This is a genomic window from Octadecabacter sp. R77987, assembly GCF_042466115.1.
In the GTDB taxonomy this organism is placed as follows: Bacteria; Pseudomonadota; Alphaproteobacteria; order Rhodobacterales; family Rhodobacteraceae; genus SW4.
This window is the reverse complement of sequence record NZ_JAXHBQ010000001.1, coordinates 2748171-2771467: the sequence shown is the minus strand read 5'-3', so window position 1 is coordinate 2771467 and position 23297 is coordinate 2748171. Positions and strand designations below refer to the sequence as shown.

Here is a 23297-nt window from a genome sequence, read left to right as displayed (position 1 = left end):
GACGCCAAATGAGCGCTAATTCGGGCCGCTATTTTGTGCCAAACATCCGATCACCCGCATCCCCTAGCCCTGGCACAATATATCCATGGTCATTGAGAGACTTATCCACAGCCGCTGTGACGATGGGGATATCTGGGTGGGCCTCTTTCATGCGAGCGATTCCCTCGGGCGCGGCCAACAGACACAGGAACCGGATGTTCGTCGCGCCCGCCGCTTTCAACAAATCCATCGCCGCGACAGATGAATTCCCTGTCGCCAACATCGGATCAACGGCGATCACAAGGCGATCCTCAAGTGCTTCGGGCAGTTTGCAATAATACTGCACGGGCTTCAGGGTCTCTTCGTCGCGGTAAAGCCCGACAAAACCGACACGGGCCGAAGGAACCAGTTCCAGAACCCCGTCCAGCAGCCCGTTTCCCGCCCGCAGGATCGACACCAGCGCCAGCTTCTTGCCATCCAGCACCGGTGCGTCCATCGGCTCCATCGGCGTTTCGATCGGGCGCGTGGTCAATGGTAGATCGCGCGTGACTTCGTAGGCCAGAAGCTGCGAAATCTCGCGCAGAAGCTGGCGAAAAACGGCCGTGGATGTGGTCTTGTCGCGCATCAGGCTCAGTTTGTGCTGCACCAGCGGGTGGGTGACATGGGTCAGGTGTTCGGTCATACGGCCTCCAGTTTTTTGGCGATTGTGGCGCGGGTATCATCATCGCAGAAAGCCGCCGCAAGCGCGTTTTCATTCAACGCGCGAAAGTCGGTTTCGTCCCAGCCGAATGTCCTGGCCAGATTGTCAAATTCGTCGGTCATTGTGGTGTTGAAAAACGGCGGGTCGTCGGTTGATACCGTAACTTTGACGCCCGCGTCGCGCAAAGGCTTGATCGGGTGGTCGGCCCAACCGCCTGACGCTTGCAAAAACACATTCGACCCCGGACAGACTTCGAGGGTGACGCCCGTGTCGACAATCAGGTCGACCAGTTTCGCGTCCTGGACGGCGTTGATCCCGTGGCCGATGCGTTCGACTCGCAAGTCGCGAAGCGTGTCAGCCACCATATCGGGCCCGCCCCATTCGCCTGCATGGCAAGTCAGCTGCAATCCGGCTTCGCGCGCCATGTCAAAACTGTAGGCATAATCGCCCGGACGCCCGACCATTTCCGCGCCTGCCATACCGAAACCGGTGATGAAATCACCCTTGGTTTCCGCCGCGCATCTGGCGGCCGTTTTCGCCTGTTCGGGGCCAAAGTGGCGAATGCAGGTGATAATCCCGCGCAGGGTGATGCCCATCTCGCGTTCAGCTTCGGTGGCGGCAGTTTCCATCGCTGCCAGATAGTCGCGCCACGCGGCCACATCGCCCCCGCCGCAGAAATCGGGCGACAGGAAAGTTTCGGAATAGACAACGCCGTGGCTGGCGCTTTCTTCCAGAACGGCCTTGGTCAACCGGTAGAATTCTTCTGGGCCGGTGAGGGTTGTGCAGGCGGCTTCGTAAACGCTGAGGAAATGATCGAAATCGCGGTAGGCATAGCCCCCATTCTCGTCGAAAATCGCGCTGATATCGATGTTCTTTTCTTTCGCCAATCCGGCGATGAAAGCAGGTGGCGCAGCCCCTTCAAGGTGAAGGTGCAATTCGACCTTGGGCATGGTTTTGTAGGTCACAGGAAACTCCTTCCGGGGCCGTGGGACGGCACGCCCAGATGGGCGGCGACACTGGCGGCGATATCAACAAACCCTACCTGACCCAAGTCTTTTTGCCCTGCCCCATGCACCAGCACCGGAACCCTTTCGCGGGTGTGGTCGGTGCCGACCCAGGTGGGATCATTGCCGTGATCCGCCGTCACGATCAGCAGGTCATCGGGGCGCAGGCGTGGCAGGATTTTCGCCAGTTCCCCATCAAACCATTCAAGGTGACGGGCATATCCGGCAGGGTCGCGGCGGTGGCCATATTCGCTGTCAAACTCGACAAAGTTCGCAAACGTCAGCGACCTGTCCTCGGCACTGTCGACCAGTGCATTCAGATGGCCCATCAGGTCATGGTCCTTGCCCTTGACCACATCATCAATCCCCTGCATCGAAAAGATATCACCAATCTTTCCAACGGCATGGACCTTGTGGCCTGCGTCACACACCCAGTCGCACAGGGTCGGCGCGGGCGGCGCAATCGCGAAATCACGGCGGTGTGGTGTGCGGATAAATCCGCTTGCGGCGTCCCCGACAAAGGGGCGCGCAATCACGCGGCCGATCTTCATGGCGTGCAGTGTGGGGGCAAGTGCGCGGCACAGGTCCAGCAGGCGATCAAGGCCGAATGTTTCTTCGTGCGCGGCGATCTGGAACACGGAATCCGCCGAAGTATAGCAAATCGGCCAGCCGGTTTTCATGTGGCGCGCCCCTTCGTCGTCCAAGATCACCGTGCCGGACGCATGGCGGTTGCCATGGATGCCTCCCGTGCCCGCCACCTGACAGACCTGCACGACCAGATCGTCGGGAAAACAGGGGTCGGTATCGGGAAAGGTATGCCATTCCCACGGCACCGGAACGCCAGCGATTTCCCAATGGCCCGAGGGGGTGTCCTTGCCGCGTGACACTTCGGTCGCGGCGGCAAAAGCGCCGGTCGGTGTGGTGTCCAATCCGGCGGCCGCCGCACCGCTTGCGAGTTTCGCCACGGCCCCAAGGCCAAGCGCGTCCAAGGTCGGCACGTGCAGCGGCCCAGAGCGCCCCAGATCGGCCCGCCCCGCCGCGCATTCGCGCGCGATATGGCCCAGCGTATTGGCCCCCGTATCAGGCACATCACCGTTGAAAAACTGGTCCGCATCTGGTGCACCGCCAATGCCGACACTGTCGATCACAACCAAAAAAGCACGCGGCATCAGTCTATCCTTTCGCGGATCAGATCGGGCAGGTCAGGTGCATCACCGATGGTGATTGCCGCCAGCACGGCGCGGGCTGCGGCCTCGGCGCTGTCTTCATCGACGGCGTGGATCACGGCAAGCGGGTCGCCGCGGGTCACTTTGGTGCCCAGCATGACGACCTCGGACAGGCCAACCGCCGGATCAATTCTGTCGGTTTCAACGCGCCGCCCGCCGCCCATATCGACCACGGCCAAGCCCAGCGCCTCGCCGTTGATCGCGTTGATGTGGCCACTTTCGGGGGCTGGAACCTCGCCTATGACGGGGGCTTTTGGCAGGTGCGTGTGCCAGTCGTCAGCCATGTCGGGCGGGCCACCCAGTGCTGCGGTCATGGCGGCGAAATGTTCCATCGCGCGACCCGATGATATCGCGTCGCTGATCATCTCCTCGGCCTCGCCTTCGTCGTGACCGACCAGCGCCAGCAGCCGCCCCCCCAGCGCCACGGTCAGATCATGCAAGCGCGGCGCCGCAAGCCGGTTTCCCGCCAGCACTTCCATGCAGGTGCCAACCTCGAGCGCATTGCCAAGGGTCGGCGCAAGCGGCTGGTCCATGTCGGTAATAAAGGCCGCCGTGGCACAGCCCGCACCGTTTGCCGTGCCGACCAGCGATTTGGCCAGCGCACGCGCATCATCGGGTGTTTTCATGAACGCGCCACTGCCCACTTTGACATCCAGCACCAGCGCTTCCAATCCTGCCGCCAGCTTTTTCGACAGGATCGACGCGGTGATCAGATCAATGCTTTCGACCGTCGCCGTCACATCGCGCACACCGTAGAGGCGCTTGTCCGCCGGGGCGATCGACCCGGTTGCGCCGATAATGCAGCAGCCCACTTTGCGGGTGATCTGTTTGAGCTGCGCATCGGTGATGTTGGTGTCATAGCCGGGAATGGATTCCAGTTTGTCCAACGTCCCGCCCGTATGCCCAAGGCCACGGCCCGAAATCATCGGCACAAAGACGCCGCAAGCGGCCAACGCAGGCGCAAGGATCAGCGAGGTGCAATCCCCCACCCCGCCACTGGAATGCTTGTCCACGACAGGTCCGTCCAGATCCCATGACAACACATCACCACTGTCGCGCATCCCTTGGGTCAGGGCCACGCGGCCCGCCTCGCCCAGCCCGTTCAGGCAGACGGCCATGGCAAAGGCACCGGCCTGCGCATCACTGACTGCGCCACTGGCAAGGCCACTTGCGAACCACTTGATTTCATCCGCGTCCGGTGTCTGCTTGCGGCGCACCTTGGCGATGATCGCGCGGGCATCCATCAGCTGCGCTCCATGTAATCCTGCGAAAAGACACCGGGTAGCAGTTCGCCCACTGTCGTGTGCAACACCTTGCCGTCCGTGGTGGCCAGCGTCACGACAATGTCGGGCGCGCTGAATTCCGCCAGTTTCTGACGGCAACCGCCACAAGGGCTGACCGGCAGCGGGCTGTCGGCGATCACGGCCACTTCGGCAATGGCGTCATCACCGGCGGCGATCATCGCGGCAATCGCGCCCGCCTCGGCGCAGGTGCCTTCGGGGTAGGCTGCGTTTTCCACGTTGCAGCCGCGATGGATCGTGCCGCCGGTGGACAGCACCGCCGCCCCCACCTTGAACCCCGAATAGGGGGCGTGGGCGTGTTCGCGCACCGCTGCGGCGGCATCTATCAAGTCTTGTGTTCTGCTCATGGCGGGTCTCCTTGCGCCCGACTCTGTGGTCTGGGCAGGCGGGATGCAAGGGGCAAGCTTAGGGCGCGGGGGTGGTCTTGAACCTGCCGGGCAGGCTGACCTCGAGCAGTTCGAAATCATCGGACGGATCGGCCCAGTGGGTTTGCATGCCCGGCGGAATCACGAATGCATCGCCCGCCGTCAATTCAAACGGGTCCTTGCCCTGCCCGTGCAGGGTCATCCGCCCCTCCATCACAAAGCCGAACAGGATATCGGCATCGTGGCGCGCAGGTGCCGTTTCGCCCTGCCCGCGCCGCACAACCTGCACGCCAGCCACGGATTTGGTGGCATCATTTATGGTGGTATCCCGCGCGACAAAGCCCAACAGTCGAAACGGATGCCACGGCGCATCCTTGCCGATGTTATGCACGAACCGCTGGCCCTGCCATTCGCGATCCGGGCGCAATTCGGGCGTGGGCAGTTTCATCTCGTGATCAATCTCGGTGACATGCTCGGCGGGCACGCCTATTTCGATCACCTCGATCCCGTCACTGGCTTCCAGCACGCGGTGGCGGATTTCGGGGGGCTGGATGAAACAATCACCCGCATGAAGGCGGATCGGGCCGCCCTGATCCTCGTAAAGCACATCGACCCAGCCGCGATAGCAAAAGATCAGCTGAAACCCGACGCGGTGGAAATGCACCATATCCGGCACCGGCCCGCCATCGGGAATGCGAATGTGGCTGGCGATGATCGACCCGCCCAGACGGGTCGGGATCAGATCGCGGTAGTGCATGCCCGCGCGGCCAATGACCCACGGCGCCTGATCGGCCAGTCGGCGCACGACGAATGCGTGATCGGTTTCGGGCAAGACCAGCGGCGGGTTCAGCGGGCCAATCGTGACCTGCGTGCCGCCCGGTGCGGTGTGGTTGCCGTGGGTAAAAGCCGGATCATCAGTGTTGATCTGCAACCGCCCCACGCCCGCCGCCCCCTGATCCAGCCGCACACGCAACCCGTGGCCGCTGAACACTGCAACGGCGGGATTATCGGCCGGATAGATCATATCCATCCGCATTTTCAGGGTTTTCGTGAAAAACCCGATATCGTCGCGCAGGGATGTGGTGGGCAAGACCACTTCGGCGCGGGTTTCGTTTGAATTGTCCATAATCGTAAACTGCGCGCGACCTTCTTGATTTGCAAGAAACTGTTATCCGTGCTTAATCAGGCATCAGCGCTTCCCTTGCGGAAGCAAGATGGTTTAATATTAAACCATTATTTTCGGGAGGACCAAAATGGCCGATACACCGCGCGACACCCTGCGTCAGGCAGCACTGGATTATCACAAGTTCCCGAAACCCGGTAAGCTCGAAATCCGCGCGACCAAGCCGCTGGCCAATGGCCGCGATCTGGCCCGCGCCTATTCCCCCGGCGTGGCCGAGGCCTGCATCGAAATAAAGGAAAACGCCGACACGGCGCGCGACTACACCGCGCGCGGCAATCTGGTGGCTGTCGTCACCAATGGCACGGCTGTGCTGGGCCTTGGCAATATCGGCGCGCTGGCGTCCAAACCGGTGATGGAAGGCAAGGCCGTCCTGTTCAAGAAATTCGCCAGTATCGACTGTTTCGACATCGAAGTGAACGAACCCGACCCCGTAAAGCTGGCCGATATCGTCTGCGCGCTGGAACCCACATTTGGTGCGATCAACCTTGAAGATATCAAGGCGCCCGATTGCTTTATCGTCGAAAAGCTGTGCCGCGAGCGGATGAATATCCCCGTCTTTCACGACGACCAGCACGGCACCGCCATCGTCGTTGGCGCAGCGGCGACCAACGCGCTCCATGTGGCGGGCAAAAAATTCGAAGACATCAAGATCGTCAGCACTGGCGGCGGCGCGGCGGGCATTGCCTGCCTCAACATGCTGCTGAAGCTGGGGGTGCGGCGCGAAAATGTCTGGCTCTGCGACATCGACGGACTAGTTTACAAGGGCCGCACGAACGACATGACGCCGCAAAAGGCCGAATATGCCCAAGGCACCAAAGCAGCCACCCTGGACGAGGTGATCGAAGGTGCCGACATGTTCCTTGGGCTGTCCGGTCCCGGCGTTTTGAAACCCGAAATGGTCGCGAAAATGGCCAAGAAACCGATCATCTTTGCCCTTGCGAACCCGACCCCTGAAATCCTGCCCGATCTGGCGCGCGAAGTTGCCCCCGGCGCGATTATCGCCACGGGTCGCAGCGATTTTCCCAATCAAGTCAACAACGTGCTGTGTTTCCCGTTCATCTTTCGCGGCGCACTGGATGTCGGCGCCACCGAAATCAACGACGAAATGCAACTGGCCTGCATCGCCGGAATCGCCGCGCTGGCCCGCGCCACCACCTCGGCCGAGGCGGCAGCCGCTTATCACGGCGAACAGCTGACATTCGGACCCGATTACCTGATCCCCAAACCCTTTGATCCGCGCCTGATCGGCGTGGTCGCAAGCGCGGTGGCCAAGGCAGCAATGGAAACCGGTGTGGCCCAGCGCCCGCTTGCCGATCTAGACGCCTACAAGGCCAGCCTTGATGCGTCGGTGTTCAAATCAGCGCTGCTTATGCGCCCGGTTTTTCAGGCCGCCGCCACCGCCAGCCGCCGCATCGTATTTGCCGAGGGCGAGGACGAGCGGGTGCTACGCGCCGCCCAGGCCATTTTGGAAGAAACCACCGAACTGCCCATCCTGATCGGCCGCCCCGAAGTCATCGAGGCACGCTGCGACCGTGCCGGGCTGACGATCAAGCCGGGCAAGGATTTCAAGATCGTGAACCCTGAAAACGACGAACGTTATCGCGACTACTGGCAGGCCTATCACAGCCTGATGTCGCGCCGCGGTGTCACGCCTGATCTGGCCAAGGCGATCATGCGCACCAACACCACGGCCATCGGTGCTGTGATGGTGCATCAAGACGAAGCCGACAGCCTGATTTGCGGCACATTCGGACAATATCGCTGGCACCTGAACTATATCGAAAACGTGTTGGGGCGCGATGGCCACAGCGCCCACGGTGCCCTGTCGATGATGATCCTTGAAGACGGGCCTTTGTTTATCGCCGACACGCATGTGCGCTCTGAGCCGACGCCCGCGCAAATGGTCCAGACCGTAATCGGGGCCGCGCGCCACGTGCGCCGCTTTGGTCTGGAACCCAATGTCGCGTTCTGTGCGCAATCGCAGTTTGGCAACCTTGATTGCGACACCGGCAACCGCATGCGCGAAGCGATGGCGATGCTCGATGATATGAACCTCGACTTTACGTATGAAGGCGAAATGAACGTCGACGCTGCTTTGGACGCGGAATTGCGCGAACGTCTACTGCCCTGCAGCCGCATGAAGGGTGCTGCCAACGTGTTGGTCTTTGGTCACGCCGATGCCGCATCGGGTGTGCGCAACATCCTCAAAATGAAGGGTGGCGGCCTTGAGGTTGGTCCAATCCTGATGGGCATGGGCAACCGCGCCCACATCGTCACGCCATCAATTACGGCGCGCGGTTTGCTGAACATGGCGGCGATTGCGGGAACGCCGGTTACGCACTACGGCTAGGCTGCACAGATGCAAAGCAACTTTGCAAAGTTGCCAAAGATTATGCAACGCACTGCGCATTTCCACTGACTTTGCAAAACTTTGCAGCCACTTGCGCGCAAATCCTGCAAATTCCATGGGGCAATCTGACACGCCCCACCGCAACAGGCTTGCCCGCCCGCGTGACACTGCCTAACACCTAAGCTACGCTTTGGAGGAGGCAAATCATGGGTTATCGCGCGGTTTACGACAGCTGGAAGGCTGATCCGGAAAGCTATTGGATGAACGCAGCCGCGGCCATTGACTGGGACCGCAAGCCCACCAAGGCGCTGTTTGACGAAAACGCCCCGCTTTACGAATGGTTCTCTGATGGCATGGTCAACACCTGTTACAACGCCGTGGACCGGCATGTGGAAAACGGGCGCGGCGACCAGACCGCAATCATCTATGACAGCCCGATTACCCATACCAAACGGGAAATCACCTATTTCGAACTGCGCAACCGTGTCGCCACCCTTGCAGGTGCCCTGCGCGCCAAGGGCGTCGAAAAGGGCGACCGCGTCATTATCTACATGCCGATGATCCCCGAAGCGCTCGAGGCGATGCTGGCCTGCGCGCGCCTTGGCGCGATCCATTCGGTAGTGTTCGGGGGCTTTGCAGCCAGCGAATTGGCCGTGCGGATCGACGATGCGAAACCCAAAGCGATCATCGCCGCCTCCTGCGGTATCGAACCGGGGCGGGTCGTCCATTACAAACCGCTGCTGGACGGGGCGATTGATCAGGCCAGTCACAAACCCGATTTCTGTGTAATTTATCAGCGCGAACAAGAAGTTGCACGCCTTGAAGACGGGCGCGATTACAACTGGCACGGCTTCCAATACGGTGTTGAACCTGCCGATTGCGTCCCCGTCGAAGGCAACCACCCCGCCTATATCCTTTACACATCCGGCACGACCGGTGCGCCCAAGGGCGTTGTGCGCCCCACTGGCGGGCATCTTGTGGCGCTGAACTGGACGATGAAAAGCATCTACAACGTCGATCCCGGCGATGTGTTCTGGGCGGCGTCCGATGTCGGTTGGGTCGTTGGGCACAGCTACATCTGCTATGCCCCGCTGATCCACGGCAACACGACTGTGGTCTTCGAGGGCAAACCCATCGGCACGCCCGATGCAGGCACCTTCTGGCGCGTGATTCAGGAACATAACGTCAAGACGTTCTTCACCGCCCCGACCGCATTCCGTGCCGTCAAACGCGAGGACCCGACCGGCGAATTCATCAAGAAATACGATCTGTCCTGCCTGAATGCGATCTATCTGGCGGGCGAAAGGGCTGATCCGGACACCATTGAATGGATGCAGGACAAACTGGGCAAGCCGGTCTATGACCACTGGTGGCAAACCGAAACCGGCTACACCATCGCTGGCAACCCTGTCGGGATCGAGGCATTGCCGGTCAAGATCGGATCACCCACGGTGCCCATGCCCGGCTATGACGTGCAAATTCTGGACGAGGCTGGCCACCCGATGCCCGCTGGCGAATTGGGTGCAATCGCAGTCAAACTGCCCCTGCCGCCGGGCACACTGCCGGGCCTGTGGAACGCGAATGACCGTTTCATCAAATCCTACCTCACGACCTTCCCCGGCTATTACGAAACCGGTGATGCGGGCATGATCGACGAGGACGGCTATCTTTATATCATGGCGCGCACAGATGACGTGATCAACGTGGCTGGCCATCGGCTTTCTACCGGCGGGATGGAAGAAGTGCTCGCCGCGCACCCAGATGTGGCCGAATGTGCCGTGATCGGCGTGACAGATCAGCTCAAGGGGCAGCTGCCAATGGGCTTTGTCTGCCTCAACAAGGGCGCGACCAAGTCCCACGAGGATGTCGTCAAAGACTGCATCAAACTGGTGCGCGACAAGATCGGCCCTGTGGCCGCGTTCAAGCTTTGTGCCGTGGTGGACCGTCTGCCAAAAACCCGTTCCGGCAAAATCCTGCGCGCGACAATGGTGAAAATCGCCGACAACGCAGACTTCAAGATGCCCGCGACAATCGACGATCCCGCAATCCTTGATGAAATCCGCGTGGCCCTGAAACCACTGGGGTATGCGGGCGGCTAACCCCTTCTTTTGTTCATAAATACCTCCCGCCGGAGGCGCAGGTTTCAACGCGCGTTTCCGGTGGTTTTGCCCGTCGCCTTACAGCGTTCTGAATATAGAAGGCGCGGTAGCGCTCCACTTATTTCCGCCATCTCCGTCCGCGTGGATTGTGGCTTGGTTGCCCCTTCTCCAGTTTGGCGGCAAGCCGCTGCGCATTGTGAAACTTACGCATGCGCCGGCCCTTAACGTAGTCGCGCACCGATCCTGCAATCCAGAGGACAAAGATCGTCAGCAGGAAGATGGCAAGGGCGTTAGAAATTGACAGGGTCATGCAGGCAAGCTCGACGAACTACAATGGTAAAACAGCCTAACACGGCGTTGGCCTTAGACAAACTGCTCGCGGATCAGGCGTTCTTCCAACCCGTGTCCGGGATCGAACAGGATGCGGTGGGCAACGCCCGGTTCGGATCGCACTTCAACCCAAGCGACATCGCGCACGGATTTGCCATCAGCGTCCGACATCACAGGGCGTTTATCCGGTTCGATCACGTCAAAGCGCACCACGGCTCCCTTGGGCAGCAATGCGCCGCGCCAGCGCCGTGGCCGGAACGCCGACATGGCCGTCAGCGCCAGCACATCCGACCCGATGGGCAGGATCGGCCCGTGCGCGGAATAGTTGTAGGCGGTTGATCCGGCGGGGGTCGCCACCAGCGCCCCGTCACAAACCAGCTCGTCCATGCGCACCTTGCCATCCACGGATATCTGCAATTTCGCCGCCTGCGGACCCGCACGCAGCAAGGATACCTCGTTGATCGCAAGGGCGTGATGTTCGCTGCCATCGACACATACGGCGGACGTGGACAGCGGGTTGATCACCGCTTCTTCAGCCTCGGCCAGACGTTGCAGCAGATCGTCCCTGTGATAGGCGTTCATCAGGAACCCGACCGTGCCACGGTTCATGCCGTAAACAGGCGCGGGCAGATCTTGGGTCGCGTGCAGGGTTTGCAGCATGAACCCATCACCACCCAGCGCCACGATCACCTGCGCGTCCGCCGCCGGGCAATCACCATAGCGCGCGGTCAATTCCGCAAGCGCGGTTTGCGCTGTCGGGGCATCGCTGGCCAGAAAGGCAATGTTGATCTTGGCAGTCATCTCGCAGCCCTTTTGAACGGTCTGAAAGGTTGTCCCCTGATCCCGCCCGAAACGCAAGCGCGCGCCGAATGGCGGCGTATCGCGCCAACGGGTCGTTTTGCCGCTTTTGGCCACGCGCGCCTTACGCTAAGACACGGGCAACTTATCACCCAAGGGGCACCTTCATGACCAAAGATTCCGGCTTTTTCACCGAAAAACTTGAAACCCGCGATCCGGCACTTTTTGCCGCCATGCAGGACGAGCTTGGCCGCCAGCGCCACGAGATCGAGCTGATCGCCAGCGAAAACATCGTCTCTGCCGCCGTGATGGAGGCCCAAGGGTCTGTCCTGACCAACAAATACGCCGAAGGCTATCCCGGGCGGCGCTATTACGGTGGTTGCCAGTATGTGGATGTGGCCGAAAATCTGGCGATTGACCGCGCCAAGGAACTGTTTGGTTGCGATTTCGCCAACGTGCAGCCCAATTCGGGGTCGCAAGCCAATCAGGGCGTGTTTCAGGCGCTGCTTCAGCCCGGTGATACGATCCTTGGCATGTCCTTGGATGCAGGCGGCCACCTGACCCACGGTGCGAAACCAAACCAGTCGGGCAAATGGTTCAACGCGGTGCAATATGGCGTGCGCCAGCAGGACAACCTGCTGGATTACGATCAGGTGCAGGCGCTGGCCACTGAACACCAGCCCAAGATGATCATCGCCGGTGGCTCGGCCATACCGCGCATCATTGATTTCGCCCGTATGCGCGAAATCGCCGACAGTGTTGGCGCCTACCTTCTGGTCGATATGGCCCACTTTGCCGGTCTGGTCGCCGCAGGCATCTATCCTTCGCCCTTCCCACACGCCCATGTCGCCACGACGACAACCCACAAGACCCTGCGCGGCCCGCGCGGCGGCATGATCGTCACCAATGACGAAGGGCTGGCCAAGAAATTCAACTCTGCCATCTTCCCCGGCATTCAGGGCGGCCCCTTGATGCATGTGATCGCCGGCAAGGCTGCCGCCTTTGGCGAGGCCTTGCGCCCCGAATTCAGGACCTATCAGGAACAGGTCGTCAAAAACGCCCAAGCATTGGCGGATCAGTTGATGAAAGGTGGGTTGGACATCGTATCGGGCGGCACCGACAGCCATCTGATGTTGGTCGATCTGCGCCCCAAAGGTGTCAAAGGCAACGCCACCGAAGTCGCCCTGGGCCGCGCCCATATCACCTGCAACAAGAACGGCATCCCGTTCGATCCCGAAAAGCCGACCGTGACATCAGGCATCCGCCTTGGCACCCCCGCTGGCACGACCCGCGGCTTTGGCGAGGCCGAGTTCCGCCAGATTGCCGACTGGATTGTCGAAGTCACCGAAGGGCTGGCCGCAAACGGCGAAGACGGCAACGGTGACGTCGAAGCCAAGGTGCGCGGCGAAGTCGAGGCCATGTGCGCCCGCTTCCCGATCTATCCCGACCTTTAAGCAAGACCTGCACAGATAATACGCAAGGCCGCTGCTGGACAACCGCAGCGGCCTTTGTCTTTGTAGGCGCATGAAACATAACCTGACCCTCGAACGCCGCCTTGGCGATGCCGTCCGCCGCAGCCTGCCCCATTGGGCCGCCGAATTCGTGATGTTCGTGCTCAAGCAAGGTTGGGCCTGTCTGTTTGGCGGCTTGATGATTGCGGGTCTGCTGATCAGCGATGCAGTGTGGCGGGATGATTGGGCCGTGGCGCGCTATGACGCGCTGTTCATCTACGGACTGTCCATTCAGGTGATCTTTCTGACGCTGAAACTGGAAAGCTGGCGCGAGGCGCGGGTGATCTTGCTGTTTCATATCACGGGCACCGCGATGGAGATTTTCAAGGTGCACGCGGGCAGCTGGGCCTATCCCGAAGCGGGGTTGATCAAGCTTTGGGGCGTGCCGCTGTTTTCGGGCTTCATGTATGCCAGTGTGGGGTCGTTCATGGCGCGGGTGATCCGCATTTTCGACATGCGGTTCGCACCGTTTCCGCCCTTCTGGATCACCGCTGCGCTGGCCAGTGCGGTATACATCAACTTCTTTTCGCATCATTTCATCTGGGACATGCGTGTGCTGCTGTTTGCAGCCACTCTGCTGATCTATGCCCGCACCCGCATCTGGTTCCGCATCGGTGCGCGCGACTACTGGATGCCCCTGCCCCTTGCCGCGTTGCTGACCAGCTTTTTCCTGTGGATCGCCGAAAACGTCGGGACCAGCACGGGCACATGGGTTTATGCGGGGCAATCCGTGCTGGATTGGGTCAGCTTTGCCAACTCGGGTCGTGGTATCTATTGCTTTACGTCAGCTTTGCAACGGTCCTGCTGGTTTACCGCGATGTGCTGTATCGCGCGCCGATCACACCAGCCCGCGCGACCACAGATACCACACGCCCACGGCAAAAATTAGCAGCAGATTAAAGGCAATAACACCCAGTATCCCCAGCAATTTGCCCTTGGCACGGTCCTTGGGATCAACGGTTTTCAGAAACGCGACCATATCGTCATAGGCGCGTTGCACGCGGCTTTCATCCACCATCCGCGCCAGTTTCGGGTTTCGCACCAGCACTGCCGCCTGCGCCAGAAACGCGCCGTCGCGGCGCTGACGTTTGGGCAAAAGCCGCCCGGCCTTTCGCACCTGATGCCCCAGATCGCGGCCACGAATGCGCAAACGTTCCCACATCAGCGTGCGAATTTCTTCAATCTGATTGTGCAGCGCATTCGGGTCCATCTGCGCAATCTAGCGGCGGCACGGGGTGCTGGCAATCAGCCCGTCCGCACCCTAGATTGCACCTATGTTGAACACACTTGAATACGGCGATGCGGCCCTGCCCAAACTGCTGATCGCGCACGGATTGTTCGGGTCCGCGCGCAATTGGGGCGTGATTTCAAAACGGCTGTCGGATGTGCGCCATGTGGTTGCCGCCGACATGCGCAACCACGGGGAAAGCCCGCGCTATCCCAGCCAAAGCTACGCCGATATGGCGGGCGATCTGGACGCGTTGCTGGACGGCCCCGCCGATGTGCTGGGCCATTCCATGGGGGGCAAGGCGGCGATGGTCATGGCGCTGGCCCACCCCGAAAAGGTGCGCCGCCTTGTCGTGGCCGATATCGCGCCTGTGGCTTACGAACATTCGCAAAGCCACCACATCGCCGCGATGAAGGCGCTTGATCTGGACAGGATCGAAACGCGCAGCCAGGCGGGCGAAATGCTGGACGCCGACGACGAGGTGCGCGATTTCTTTCTGCAAAGCCTTGATGTGCAGGGAAAACGCTGGCGGCTGAATCTGGATGTGCTTGAACAGGAAATGCCGAAAATTCTTGGCTTTCCAGATGTTTCGGGGCAATTTGCCGGGCCGGCCCTGTTCCTGACGGGCGCGGCGTCAGACTATGTCCAGCCCGAACACCGCGACCGGATCAAGGCGCTGTTTCCCAAAGCGCGCTTTGCAAAAATTTCCGGTGCGGGGCATTGGCTCCATGCGCAGCAGCCGCGCGCGTTTGAACAGACGGTGCGGGCGTTCCTGACGGCCTAACCGCTGCCCAACCTGTCCAGCACGGCAGCCACCCCAAGCGTATAGGGGCCGGTATAATTGGTGAATTTAACTGCCAGAACAGTGGCTTGCAGCGGTTCGGGCGCGGGCGGTTCGCCAAACATGTCGGGGCTGGCATTGATGATGTCCATCACCACATCCACACCCTGCGGCCCCGCCCCCAACAGTTGCACGCCACTGAACCCTGCATCCCGCGCGGCCAAAGCGGCGGCGCGCAGGGCGGCGATATTGGTGGCCTGTTTCGTGGCCGATGTGTCCGACAGGGCCGCTACGCGCACCGTGTCGGTGCCCAGCGGGGCGACCTCGATGCTGATGTCATCGGCAGCGATCAGGGTCGTGCCCGGATCGGCAGCTTGCACACAGCCCGCAAGGGCAAGGATGATCAAAAACCGGCGCATGGCTGATGGTGGCGTGCGCGCAGCCTTTGCGCAAGCCCTAGAAGCCCAGCACGGCCGACTGCCCCAGCAGCAACAAGCTAAGCAGTGCAAGCGTGACAAGATAGGCAAGTGGCAGCCGTGTCATGGTGAACCTCATATGTTGATAAAGGTTCAACGGCCGACACGGGCCATTCCGTCGCTAGTTTTCGGTGATTTTCTTGGCGATGATCCAGGTGACCGGCAGCGCGACAATCGCGCCAAGGGTCACGGCGATCAGGATCGGATACAGCGTGTCATACCCCATCGTCAGCCCCGCAATCATGAATGACCCCGCAAGGGTCGTGCCAATCACGCTGTAAAGAATAGATGCAAGTCGAAGCATGGTGCGCCCCTTTGTTAGTTTCATGCGTGGTTTGGCATGTTTGGCAGGGGCGGGCTTTGATTTGGGTCAAGGTGGGGGGCTGCACTTCGTTCGAAAGCGAGGTCGCGCCCGAACCGAGGGGCTGGTGCTGAAAGCGCCCGCCCCTCGGTTCGGGCGCTGCCAAATCGGAGATTTGGCCAAATTGCCCCTAATTCATCGGTAACTCGTTGGAAACGCACCACTCCTTGAAGCTCGTCGAGAATTCGCATCGTCGTTTATCCCCGCGCTGTTCCTCATATATCTCCGGCCACACATGTGCGAATACAATGTCGAGCATCGCAACGGTGCAACCGAAGCTATACCAACCCATAGTTCTAGCTTGATCGTTTCCAATGCTCGAAAACAGCATTGTCCCTTCATCCTTACCTTCTTCGAAAGAGAATTCCACTGAAAGCGTCATTCCGAGTTTGCTAGGATGTGCGCCTAGAGCGATCCAGTCTTCATATCTGCCGCTGAAAATCGACCAAAGGTCCTGGTCTTTTTCCTCTATCAGCCTTCGAAAACGGCGTTTCCATGCCCTTTTGATTTCTCGCTGTTTCGATGATGGCTTTTCGGTTAGCCAGCCAATCTTGAAATCATGGTCAAATCTCATCAAGAAACAATGCGCTGCAAACTCTGAGGCTTGCCTAAAGAGCGGGAAATGCGATTTGTTTATCCCGATAATTGTTACTAACAATGCTGACCTAAGAACCGCGTGAGCCTGTAAGAAACACTGGGTTGAAGTAACGTGCTTACTCATTCCCAAGGCACTCGAAAACCGCTGAATATGTGCATCACCGATTTCAACGAACTCTGGAAGCCTGCACTTAGACAGAGTCAAATTGTTCAGGCAAACGTCAAGATATTCATCGAGCTTTGGCACTCACCTACCCCATTTCCAACACAAAACCGCAATCTCTGCTGCACACGTATTCGACCCAAGCGCCTCCAAGAAAGGAGTGCGGCCGTGATTAGCTTTGCCAATCTCTTCCCCGCACGCGCTCCAAAATGGTCGGCTTTAGCTGTCCATCTTCAAAGCTGAAATAAACGCTTCCTGCGGAATATCAACTTTCCCGAACTGCCGCATCTTCTTCTTCCCCGCCTTCTGCTTGTCCAGCAGCTTGCGTTTGCGCGTGGCATCCCCGCCATAGCATTTCGCGGTGACGTCCTTGCGCATGGCCGAGAGCGTTTCGCGGGCGATGACTTTGCCGCCGATGGCCGCCTGGATCGGGATTTTGAACATGTGACGGGGGATCAGGTCCTTGAGCTTTTCGACCATCGCGCGGCCCCGCATTTCGGCACGGTCGCGGTGCACCATCATCGACAGGGCGTCGACCGGTTCGTCGTTCACCAGCACCGACATCTTGACCAGATTATCCTCGCGGTAGCCCGTCAGTTGGTAATCGAAAGACGCGTAACCCTTTGTTACGGATTTCAGGCGATCATAAAAATCAAACACAACCTCGTTCAACGGAAGGTCATAGACAACCATCGCGCGGCTGCCCGCATAGGTCAGGTCCTGCTGGATACCACGGCGGTCCTGACACAGTTTCAGCACGTCACCCAGATATTCGTCCGGCACCAGAATCGTCGCCTTGATGCGCGGTTCCTCGACGTGGTCCACATGGGTCAGGTCGGGCATATCGGCGGGGTTGTGCAGCAATTGCATCGTCCCGTCACGCATATGCACGTGATAGATCACCGAAGGCGCGGTGGTGATCAGCTCGATGTTGTATTCCCGTTCGATCCGGTCGCGGATCACCTCAAGGTGCAACAGCCCAAGGAAGCCACAGCGAAAGCCGAACCCCAGCGCGGCCGATGTTTCCATCTCGAAGCTGAACGACGCGTCATTCAGCGCCAGCTTGTCGATGGCATCACGCAGGTCTTCAAACTCCGACGAATCCACAGGGAACAACCCGCAAAACACAACAGGCTGGGACGGCTTGAAGCCCGGCAACGCCTTGTCACAACTGCGTTTTTCGTGCGTGACCGTATCGCCCACACGGGTGTCGCGCACTTGCTTGATGCTGGCCGTGAGAAAGCCAATCTCGCCCGGACCCAGATCGTCGACGACCTGCATCGCGGGGCGGAAAACACCAATGCGATCAACGTGATGCACGGTATTGTTGGACATGAATTTGACGCGGTCGCCCTTTTTGAGAACCCCGTCTATGATGCGCACCAGAACGATCACGCCCAGATAGCTGTCATACCAGCTGTCAACCAGCATCGCCTTGAGGGGGGCATCGCGGTCGCCCTTGGGCGCGGGCAGATGCTGCACGATGGCCTCAAGGGTTTCACGGATGCCTTCACCAGTTTTTGCTGACACGGCAATCGCACCGGACGCGTCAATCCCGATCACGTCCTCGACCTGTTCGGCCACGCGGGAAATATCAGAGGCGGGAAGGTCGATCTTGTTGAAAATAGGGACAATTTCATGATCAGCGTCAATCGCCTGATAGACGTTGGCCAGCGTCTGCGCCTCGACCCCTTGGGTGCTGTCAACGACCAGCAAAGACCCTTCGACCGCGCGCATTGACCGCGACACTTCATAGGCGAAATCCACGTGGCCGGGGGTGTCGATCAGGTTAAGAACGTATTTCTGCCCGTCCAGCGCAACATAATCAATGCGCACGGTGTTGGCCTTGATCGTGATCCCGCGCTCGCGCTCGATGTCCATCGCATCCAGCATCTGCGCTTTCATGTCCCTGTCCTGCACGGTGCCCGTGGACTGGATAAGGCGGTCGGCCAGCGTCGATTTCCCGTGGTCGATATGCGCCACGATCGAGAAATTGCGGATGTGATCAAGGTCAGTCATATATGGGGATATGGTGGGATTTTGGGGGTTTGGCAATGGGGATTTGTGCTTTCGCTAACCCTTGATTAATTAGGGTGGACTATGGTCTAAGTGACTAACCCTTGTAAGATCAAAAAGAGAACACCACCAGATGTTGGCAGAACGCCTCCCACCTTTTGTTAGGGACAACTACTATTGTGGCGAGTGGCATCACGCTAGTGCGGTCATGGTGGGTGACCATACGCGTGAATGGGATGATCTGATGGGCGTATTGTCTGCTTTCCGGCTCAAAAAGTCATATATAGCTAGTGGCGGCGGCTCAAAGACGCGGCTCGCAGCATCAATTGATGATTATCTCGAAGCACGCGGATGGCGCGAAACAAGGTTTGATACCAAGGTCGTTGTCGATAGTCTGGTAACTGAAACCCCAACACACAAAATCGATATGTATCGCAACAAAATCGCGATCGAAATTGAGTGGAATAATAAGGATCCATTCTATGATCGCGACCTGAATAACTTCCGGTTGTTGCACCAACTGCGCACAGTTAGTGTTGGGGTTATCATTACACGATCCGACGAATTGCAGAGTATTTTTACGAGTTTAGGGCGGGGAAGTTCCTACGGCAATTCAACCACCCACTTATCAAAACTCATACCGCGTATTGAAGGGGGAGGCGCTGGTGGCTGCCCTATTCTGACTTTTGGAATTAAGCCCAGCCTGTATCGGGAGGATGAATAATGACGAATGCGTCGGACGACCTTATGAACGACTTGGGTGGCAGGAAATTTCAAACCATTTTGGCTGACCCTCCTTGGCAGTTTCAAAATCGCACCGGAAAAATGGCCCCCGAACACAAGCGGCTTGCAAGATACCCGACAATGTCACTTGATGACATTTGCGACATGCCGGTCGAAGCACTTGCTGGGGATCCTGCACACCTCTATCTCTGGGTTCCAAATGCTTTGCTGCCCGAAGGGCTCAAAGTGATGGAGCACTGGGGCTTCAAATACAAAAGCAACATTGTCTGGTACAAAATCCGCAAAGATGGCGGCCCCGACCGTCGAGGGGTCGGGTTCTATTTCCGCAACGTTACCGAGGTGTTATTGTTTGGTGTTCGAGGCAAGAATGCGCGCACCCTGCAACGAGGACGTTCTCAAGAAAACATCATCTCGACCCAGAAGCGCGAACATAGCCGCAAACCCGACGAGCAGTATTCCCTTATTGAGGAATGCAGTTTTGGTCATCGGCTAGAATTGTTCGCACGTGGGCCGCGCAAAGGATGGACTGTCTGGGGCAACCAATCCGAAGAATACACCCCGACCTGGGACACCTACACCAACCACTCGCAGTCCAACGTCCTGCCAATGCGCAAGGCGGGGGAATAGCTGGCAAACCCCCTTCCCCAACCCGCCCATTTCCGCCATAATCCCCGCAGGCACACACGGGCTGACACTGCGCAAAGCGGGCGGGCCGAACATCGAGGCGGATCAATGCACAAGGTTTTCGTTCTTTCGGCGCTTGTTCTTCTGACGGCATGCGGGGGCAGCAATCGCGCGGGTGGCAACACCCGTGGCGCAACCGGTGAAGTCAGCCGCGCCTGTTTGGCGGCTGATCGCGCGGCGGCCAATCCGGCCCTGTGCAGCTGCGTTCAGGCGGCGGCCAACCAGACGCTGCGGGGCAGTGACATGTCGCGCGCGGCGTCGTTCTTTGGCGATCCCGACCGCGCCCAGGCAACCCGCACCGCAGATGATTCCCGCAGCGAGGCCTTCTGGCAGCGCTATCGCACCTTCGTGGATCAGTCGCGCGCCATGTGCGGCTAGCGCAGGTATCCGCGCCGCGTCATGGCCCGTGCATAGGCCCAGAACACCACAATCATCACGAAAATCGCGGCTGAGAAAATCGCGGCTGTCGGCCCTGCAAGGTCGATCATCGACACCTCGGACAGCCCAAAACTGTAAACCGATGTTGCCACCAGCCCAACCAGCGATATCAGGAAGGCCGTGCTGGCAAACCGGCTGCGCACCAGCAAAAACAGCGATCCCAGCACCGAAAACCACACGCCCGTCGCCCAGGTGGCCACGGCCCATGTGGGGTAGCTGGTGAAATAGGCCAGCTGTTCAGGGGTGAATGCGTCCAGATAGGCTTGAACCCGCGCCTGCAACATCAGGTAATCAAACGCCCCCATCGCGTTCCACAACAGCGACAGAATGCCTACGGCCCAAAGGTGCCACGGTCGGCGCATGATAATTCCTTTCGTTCAATATCCGCAGGCTAACACGTGTTTGAAATTGCGCAAACGCATGAAAAAAGGCGCCCCGAAAGGCGCCTTAAATACGGTGATGCGAAACGGTTTAGTTGCTGTCGCTGTCCATATCGCCGTGGTCCATCGCGTCCATCATCGGCATCCGCTCCAGATCAACGGGGATTTCCACGGTCATGTCGCCCAGCTTTCAAAGGTCAGTGTCACGGTGATCATTTCGCCCTGCACAAACGGCCCCGTCAGCCCCATAAACATGACGTGATCGCCGCCCCGCTGCAGCAGGTGTTCACCACCGGCAGGCACGGCAAAGCCGCCTTCGATTTCGCGCATTTGCATCACACCGTTTTCGTCTTCGATATGGGTGTGCAGTTCGACGCGGGCCGCGGCATCGGATGTGGCAGCGACAAGGCGGTCATCCGTGTCGCCGGTGTTCCGGATCACCATAAAGGCCGCGCCCGCCTGCGCCATGGCCCCGCTGGAACGGGCGTAAGAGTTGTGGATTTCGATCCCGTCGGCAAAGGCCGGCAGGGCGAGGGAAATGGCAGCCGTGGCCGCAAGAAGAGTTGTTTTGAGAGACATATCATGTCCTTACATTGTCTTAGGTTTCTGAATTTACGCTTGTTTTCAGACTGACAATGGGGGCCCGCGGGCCAATGGCAAGGTTGCGGGGTGTTGGACATGTGCCGGTATTTCAACGCTTGCGAATGTGACGGCGCGCAGGGTGTGTGCAACGCTTGGAAGGTCAGGCGCATCAAGGGCAACGATCAGCGACAGCGCACAATCAGGGCAGATATGGGCGGGCCCTGTGGGCTTACCCGATGCATCGACCTTGACAGTCACGACACCATTCAGCGCCGTGCAAAGCACCATTTCGCCCGCCACCGCCGCCTGCCCGCGCGCCACGGCCATCTGCTGACTGGTCAGCGTCACCAAAAGCGCAAGGACGATCGCAAAGGCAGGGCGGAAATGCTTCATGGCGGTTGGTTAGCATAGCCCATCAGGAGCGAAAAGCGTCAGGAGGTCGCGGGTCCGGCCGTTGTCATGCCCAACTGTCCCGGCGCGCTTGCACCAACGCAAAAGGCCCGACGGACGAACCATCGGGCCGGAAACACGCATGCGCAAGGGATCAGGCGGCGGCCTGTGCCTTGGCAATGTCTTTCTTGATCTTCAGCGCGTCAGCGGACAGTTCAACATCCTTGGCCTTGGCCATGAACGCGTCCAGACCACCACGGTGATCGACGGTGCGCAACGCCGCGTTCGAGATACGCAGCTTGAAGGTGCGGCCCAAAACGTCCGACATCAGCGACACTTCTTGCAAGTTTGGCAAAAAGCGGCGGCGGGTTCTGTTCTTGGCGTGGCTGACATTGTTGCCAGACATCGGCCCTTTTCCGGTCAATTCGCAGCGGCGCGACATATCTCGTTTCCTTGTCTTTCGGTTGCGCGGATCGGTCCGCGTCCCCGTTTCAAACGGCTTTGACCCGGCCATTGCGGCAGGGTCGTGAATTCGGTTCGCGGGAGTTACGAGGATTCCATGATCCCGTCAACCCGCTTGGCGCGTGTTTTGCCGGAATCCGCGCGCAAATTGTCGTGCCTTTACGTCTTGGAAGAAAAAGCCGGATCAACCACCGCTGCCGCCGCGACAGACGACAGCGCGCGCCCTGCGGCAACATCGGCTTCGGCCGCTTCAAGACGGGCGCGCATCGCCGGATCGTCGCGCAGGCGCGCTAACAGTTGCACGCGCACTTCCTCGTGGAACCAAAAGCGCGCCTGATCGCGGCGGCGTTGATCCCAGATGCCATTGTCGCGCCGCCATTTGACCAGCGTTTGCATGTCGTCCCACGCCGCGTCCAACCCTTGCGTTTCAAGGGCCGAAACGGCGATTGCCTTGGGGAACCCGTTGGGGTCCTCGGGGCGTTTGCGCATCAGGCGCAGGGCACCCGCATAATCGGCGCAAGTGCGCGTGGCCTGGGCTTTCAGGTCACCATCGGCCTTGTTCACAAGGATCAGGTCGGCGATTTCCATGATTCCGCGCTTGACGCCCTGTAATTCGTCACCCCCCGCAGGGGCCAGCAGCAGCACGAACAGGTCCGACATTTCCGCCACAACGGTTTCCGATTGCCCCACGCCCACGGTTTCGATCAGGACCACATCAAATCCGGCTGCTTCGCACAGGGCCACCGCCTCGCGGGTGCGGCGCGCGACACCACCCAGTTGGGTCTGGCTGGGCGAGGGGCGGATAAAGGCGTTTGGATCACGGCTCAGGCGTTCCATGCGTGTCTTGTCACCCAATATCGACCCGCCGGAACGCGCGCTGGACGGGTCCACTGCCAGCACGGCCACGCGCAGCCCCTGCGCAGTCAGCATCAGGCCAAAGGCCTCGATAAACGTCGATTTGCCAACGCCCGGCGTGCCTGACAGCCCAATCCGCAACGCCTGCTTGCCGGTGCCTAGGGCTGCCAGCAATTCAGTCGCCTGCGCACGGTGATCCGCGCGCGCGCTTTCCACCAGCGTGATGGCGCGGGCCAGAGCGCGGCGTTCGCCCGATTGCAGGCGTTGGGCAAGGTCGGTCATCGTCATTCCCCT

At 59.6% G+C, this 23297-nt stretch carries 26 protein-coding genes; 8 read left to right on the top strand and 18 right to left on the bottom strand.

Features of this window, described 5'->3' with window-relative positions:
* Window positions 1–28 precede the first annotated feature (28 nt).
* From upp to SJY21_RS14070, 6 genes are read right to left on the bottom strand one after another with little or no spacing between them, the layout of a single operon-like run.
* Window positions 29–661 carry a uracil phosphoribosyltransferase gene (upp, locus tag SJY21_RS14095; RefSeq protein ID WP_377511996.1) on the bottom strand — a complete coding sequence of 211 codons (633 nt, stop codon included), beginning with the start codon at window positions 659–661 and terminating at the stop codon, window positions 29–31.
* Window positions 658–1644 (bottom strand): adenosine deaminase, encoded by a 987-nt coding sequence (locus tag SJY21_RS14090; protein ID WP_377511993.1) that lies wholly within the window; start codon window positions 1642–1644, stop codon window positions 658–660. The genes upp and SJY21_RS14090 overlap by 4 nt, the downstream gene beginning before the upstream one ends.
* The gene (locus tag SJY21_RS14085; protein WP_377511990.1) at window positions 1641–2852 is read right to left on the bottom strand and encodes a phosphopentomutase; all 1212 of its coding nucleotides are present in this window, start codon (window positions 2850–2852) and stop codon (window positions 1641–1643) included. The genes SJY21_RS14090 and SJY21_RS14085 overlap by 4 nt, the downstream gene beginning before the upstream one ends.
* Window positions 2852–4153: a thymidine phosphorylase gene (locus tag SJY21_RS14080; RefSeq protein WP_377511987.1), complete on the bottom strand. Its 1302-nt coding sequence runs from the start codon at window positions 4151–4153 to the stop codon at window positions 2852–2854. Before SJY21_RS14080 ends, SJY21_RS14085 begins: the two co-directional genes overlap by 1 nt.
* Window positions 4153–4557: a cytidine deaminase gene (locus SJY21_RS14075; protein ID WP_377511984.1), complete on the bottom strand. Its 405-nt coding sequence runs from the start codon at window positions 4555–4557 to the stop codon at window positions 4153–4155. Before SJY21_RS14075 ends, SJY21_RS14080 begins: the two co-directional genes overlap by 1 nt.
* 58 nt (window positions 4558–4615) lie before the next feature.
* Entirely contained in the window at window positions 4616–5701 is a 1086-nt protein-coding gene (locus SJY21_RS14070) for a cupin domain-containing protein (protein ID WP_377511981.1), read from the bottom strand.
* A 127-nt stretch (window positions 5702–5828) separates the two neighbouring features.
* Here SJY21_RS14070 and SJY21_RS14065 point away from each other — a divergent pair, with 127 nt between their 5' ends.
* Both SJY21_RS14065 and prpE read left to right on the top strand, forming a co-directional pair.
* Entirely contained in the window at window positions 5829–8108 is a 2280-nt protein-coding gene (locus SJY21_RS14065; protein WP_377511978.1) for an NADP-dependent malic enzyme, read from the top strand.
* A gap of 206 nt (window positions 8109–8314) precedes the next feature.
* Window positions 8315–10207: a propionate-CoA ligase PrpE gene (gene prpE / locus SJY21_RS14060; RefSeq protein WP_377511976.1), complete on the top strand. Its 1893-nt coding sequence runs from the start codon at window positions 8315–8317 to the stop codon at window positions 10205–10207.
* A 118-nt stretch (window positions 10208–10325) separates the two neighbouring features.
* Here prpE and SJY21_RS14055 read toward each other — a convergent pair whose 3' ends face one another.
* Window positions 10326–10517, bottom strand: coding sequence for a hypothetical protein (locus SJY21_RS14055; protein WP_377511973.1), 192 nt, complete (start codon window positions 10515–10517; stop codon window positions 10326–10328).
* 53 nt (window positions 10518–10570) lie between these two features.
* Window positions 10571–11338, bottom strand: a complete 768-nt coding sequence (locus SJY21_RS14050) for an NAD kinase (RefSeq protein ID WP_377511970.1) — start codon at window positions 11336–11338, stop codon at window positions 10571–10573.
* Window positions 11339–11502: 164 nt separating this feature from the next.
* Between SJY21_RS14050 and glyA the strand changes: the two genes are divergently transcribed.
* Window positions 11503–12789 (top strand): serine hydroxymethyltransferase, encoded by a 1287-nt coding sequence (gene glyA / locus SJY21_RS14045; protein ID WP_377511967.1) that lies wholly within the window; start codon window positions 11503–11505, stop codon window positions 12787–12789.
* A 70-nt stretch (window positions 12790–12859) separates the two neighbouring features.
* Entirely contained in the window at window positions 12860–13735 is an 876-nt protein-coding gene (locus SJY21_RS14040) for a DUF817 domain-containing protein (RefSeq protein ID WP_377511964.1), read from the top strand.
* Here SJY21_RS14040 and SJY21_RS14035 read toward each other — a convergent pair.
* Window positions 13685–14056 (bottom strand): hypothetical protein, encoded by a 372-nt coding sequence (locus SJY21_RS14035; protein WP_377511961.1) that lies wholly within the window; start codon window positions 14054–14056, stop codon window positions 13685–13687. The genes SJY21_RS14040 and SJY21_RS14035 overlap by 51 nt on opposite strands.
* 64 nt (window positions 14057–14120) lie before the next feature.
* Between SJY21_RS14035 and SJY21_RS14030 the strand changes: the two genes are divergently transcribed.
* On the top strand, window positions 14121–14858 hold the full coding sequence (locus SJY21_RS14030) for an alpha/beta fold hydrolase (protein ID WP_377511958.1): 738 nt from the start codon (window positions 14121–14123) through the stop codon (window positions 14856–14858).
* Here the strand turns inward: SJY21_RS14030 and SJY21_RS14025 are convergent.
* From SJY21_RS14025 to lepA, 4 genes are all read right to left on the bottom strand, one after another.
* A complete protein-coding gene (locus SJY21_RS14025; RefSeq protein WP_377511955.1) occupies window positions 14855–15274 on the bottom strand; it encodes a hypothetical protein in 420 nt (139 codons plus the stop codon). The genes SJY21_RS14030 and SJY21_RS14025 overlap by 4 nt on opposite strands.
* A 178-nt stretch (window positions 15275–15452) precedes the next feature.
* Window positions 15453–15635: a CTP synthetase gene (locus SJY21_RS14020; RefSeq protein WP_377511952.1), complete on the bottom strand. Its 183-nt coding sequence runs from the start codon at window positions 15633–15635 to the stop codon at window positions 15453–15455.
* A gap of 187 nt (window positions 15636–15822) precedes the next feature.
* Window positions 15823–16536: a hypothetical protein gene (locus SJY21_RS14015; protein WP_377511949.1), complete on the bottom strand. Its 714-nt coding sequence runs from the start codon at window positions 16534–16536 to the stop codon at window positions 15823–15825.
* A gap of 135 nt (window positions 16537–16671) precedes the next feature.
* Window positions 16672–18471 (bottom strand): translation elongation factor 4, encoded by a 1800-nt coding sequence (gene lepA / locus SJY21_RS14010; protein ID WP_377511946.1) that lies wholly within the window; start codon window positions 18469–18471, stop codon window positions 16672–16674.
* 130 nt (window positions 18472–18601) lie between these two features.
* On the opposite strand from lepA, the gene SJY21_RS14005 reads away from it, so the two are divergent.
* The 3 genes from SJY21_RS14005 (at window position 18602) to SJY21_RS13995 (ending at window position 20274) form a co-directional block, all read left to right on the top strand.
* Entirely contained in the window at window positions 18602–19192 is a 591-nt protein-coding gene (locus tag SJY21_RS14005; protein WP_377511943.1) for a BglII/BstYI family type II restriction endonuclease, read from the top strand.
* On the top strand, window positions 19192–19839 hold the full coding sequence (locus tag SJY21_RS14000) for an MT-A70 family methyltransferase (RefSeq protein WP_377511940.1): 648 nt from the start codon (window positions 19192–19194) through the stop codon (window positions 19837–19839). Before SJY21_RS14005 ends, SJY21_RS14000 begins: the two co-directional genes overlap by 1 nt.
* A gap of 105 nt (window positions 19840–19944) precedes the next feature.
* A complete protein-coding gene (locus SJY21_RS13995; RefSeq protein ID WP_377511937.1) occupies window positions 19945–20274 on the top strand; it encodes an arginine transporter in 330 nt (109 codons plus the stop codon).
* Here the strand turns inward: SJY21_RS13995 and SJY21_RS13990 are convergent.
* The 5 genes from SJY21_RS13990 to meaB form a co-directional block, all read right to left on the bottom strand.
* Entirely contained in the window at window positions 20271–20696 is a 426-nt protein-coding gene (locus SJY21_RS13990) for a hypothetical protein (protein ID WP_377511934.1), read from the bottom strand. The genes SJY21_RS13995 and SJY21_RS13990 overlap by 4 nt on opposite strands.
* A gap of 192 nt (window positions 20697–20888) precedes the next feature.
* Window positions 20889–21293: a copper chaperone PCu(A)C gene (locus tag SJY21_RS13985; RefSeq protein WP_377511931.1), complete on the bottom strand. Its 405-nt coding sequence runs from the start codon at window positions 21291–21293 to the stop codon at window positions 20889–20891.
* A gap of 45 nt (window positions 21294–21338) precedes the next feature.
* Window positions 21339–21689, bottom strand: coding sequence for a hypothetical protein (locus tag SJY21_RS13980; protein ID WP_377511928.1), 351 nt, complete (start codon window positions 21687–21689; stop codon window positions 21339–21341).
* A 151-nt stretch (window positions 21690–21840) separates the two neighbouring features.
* Window positions 21841–22128, bottom strand: coding sequence for a 50S ribosomal protein L28 (gene rpmB, locus SJY21_RS13975; RefSeq protein WP_377511925.1), 288 nt, complete (start codon window positions 22126–22128; stop codon window positions 21841–21843).
* A gap of 179 nt (window positions 22129–22307) precedes the next feature.
* Window positions 22308–23291 carry a methylmalonyl Co-A mutase-associated GTPase MeaB gene (gene meaB / locus SJY21_RS13970; RefSeq protein WP_377511922.1) on the bottom strand — a complete coding sequence of 328 codons (984 nt, stop codon included), beginning with the start codon at window positions 23289–23291 and terminating at the stop codon, window positions 22308–22310.
* Window positions 23292–23297: the final 6 nt, after the last annotated feature.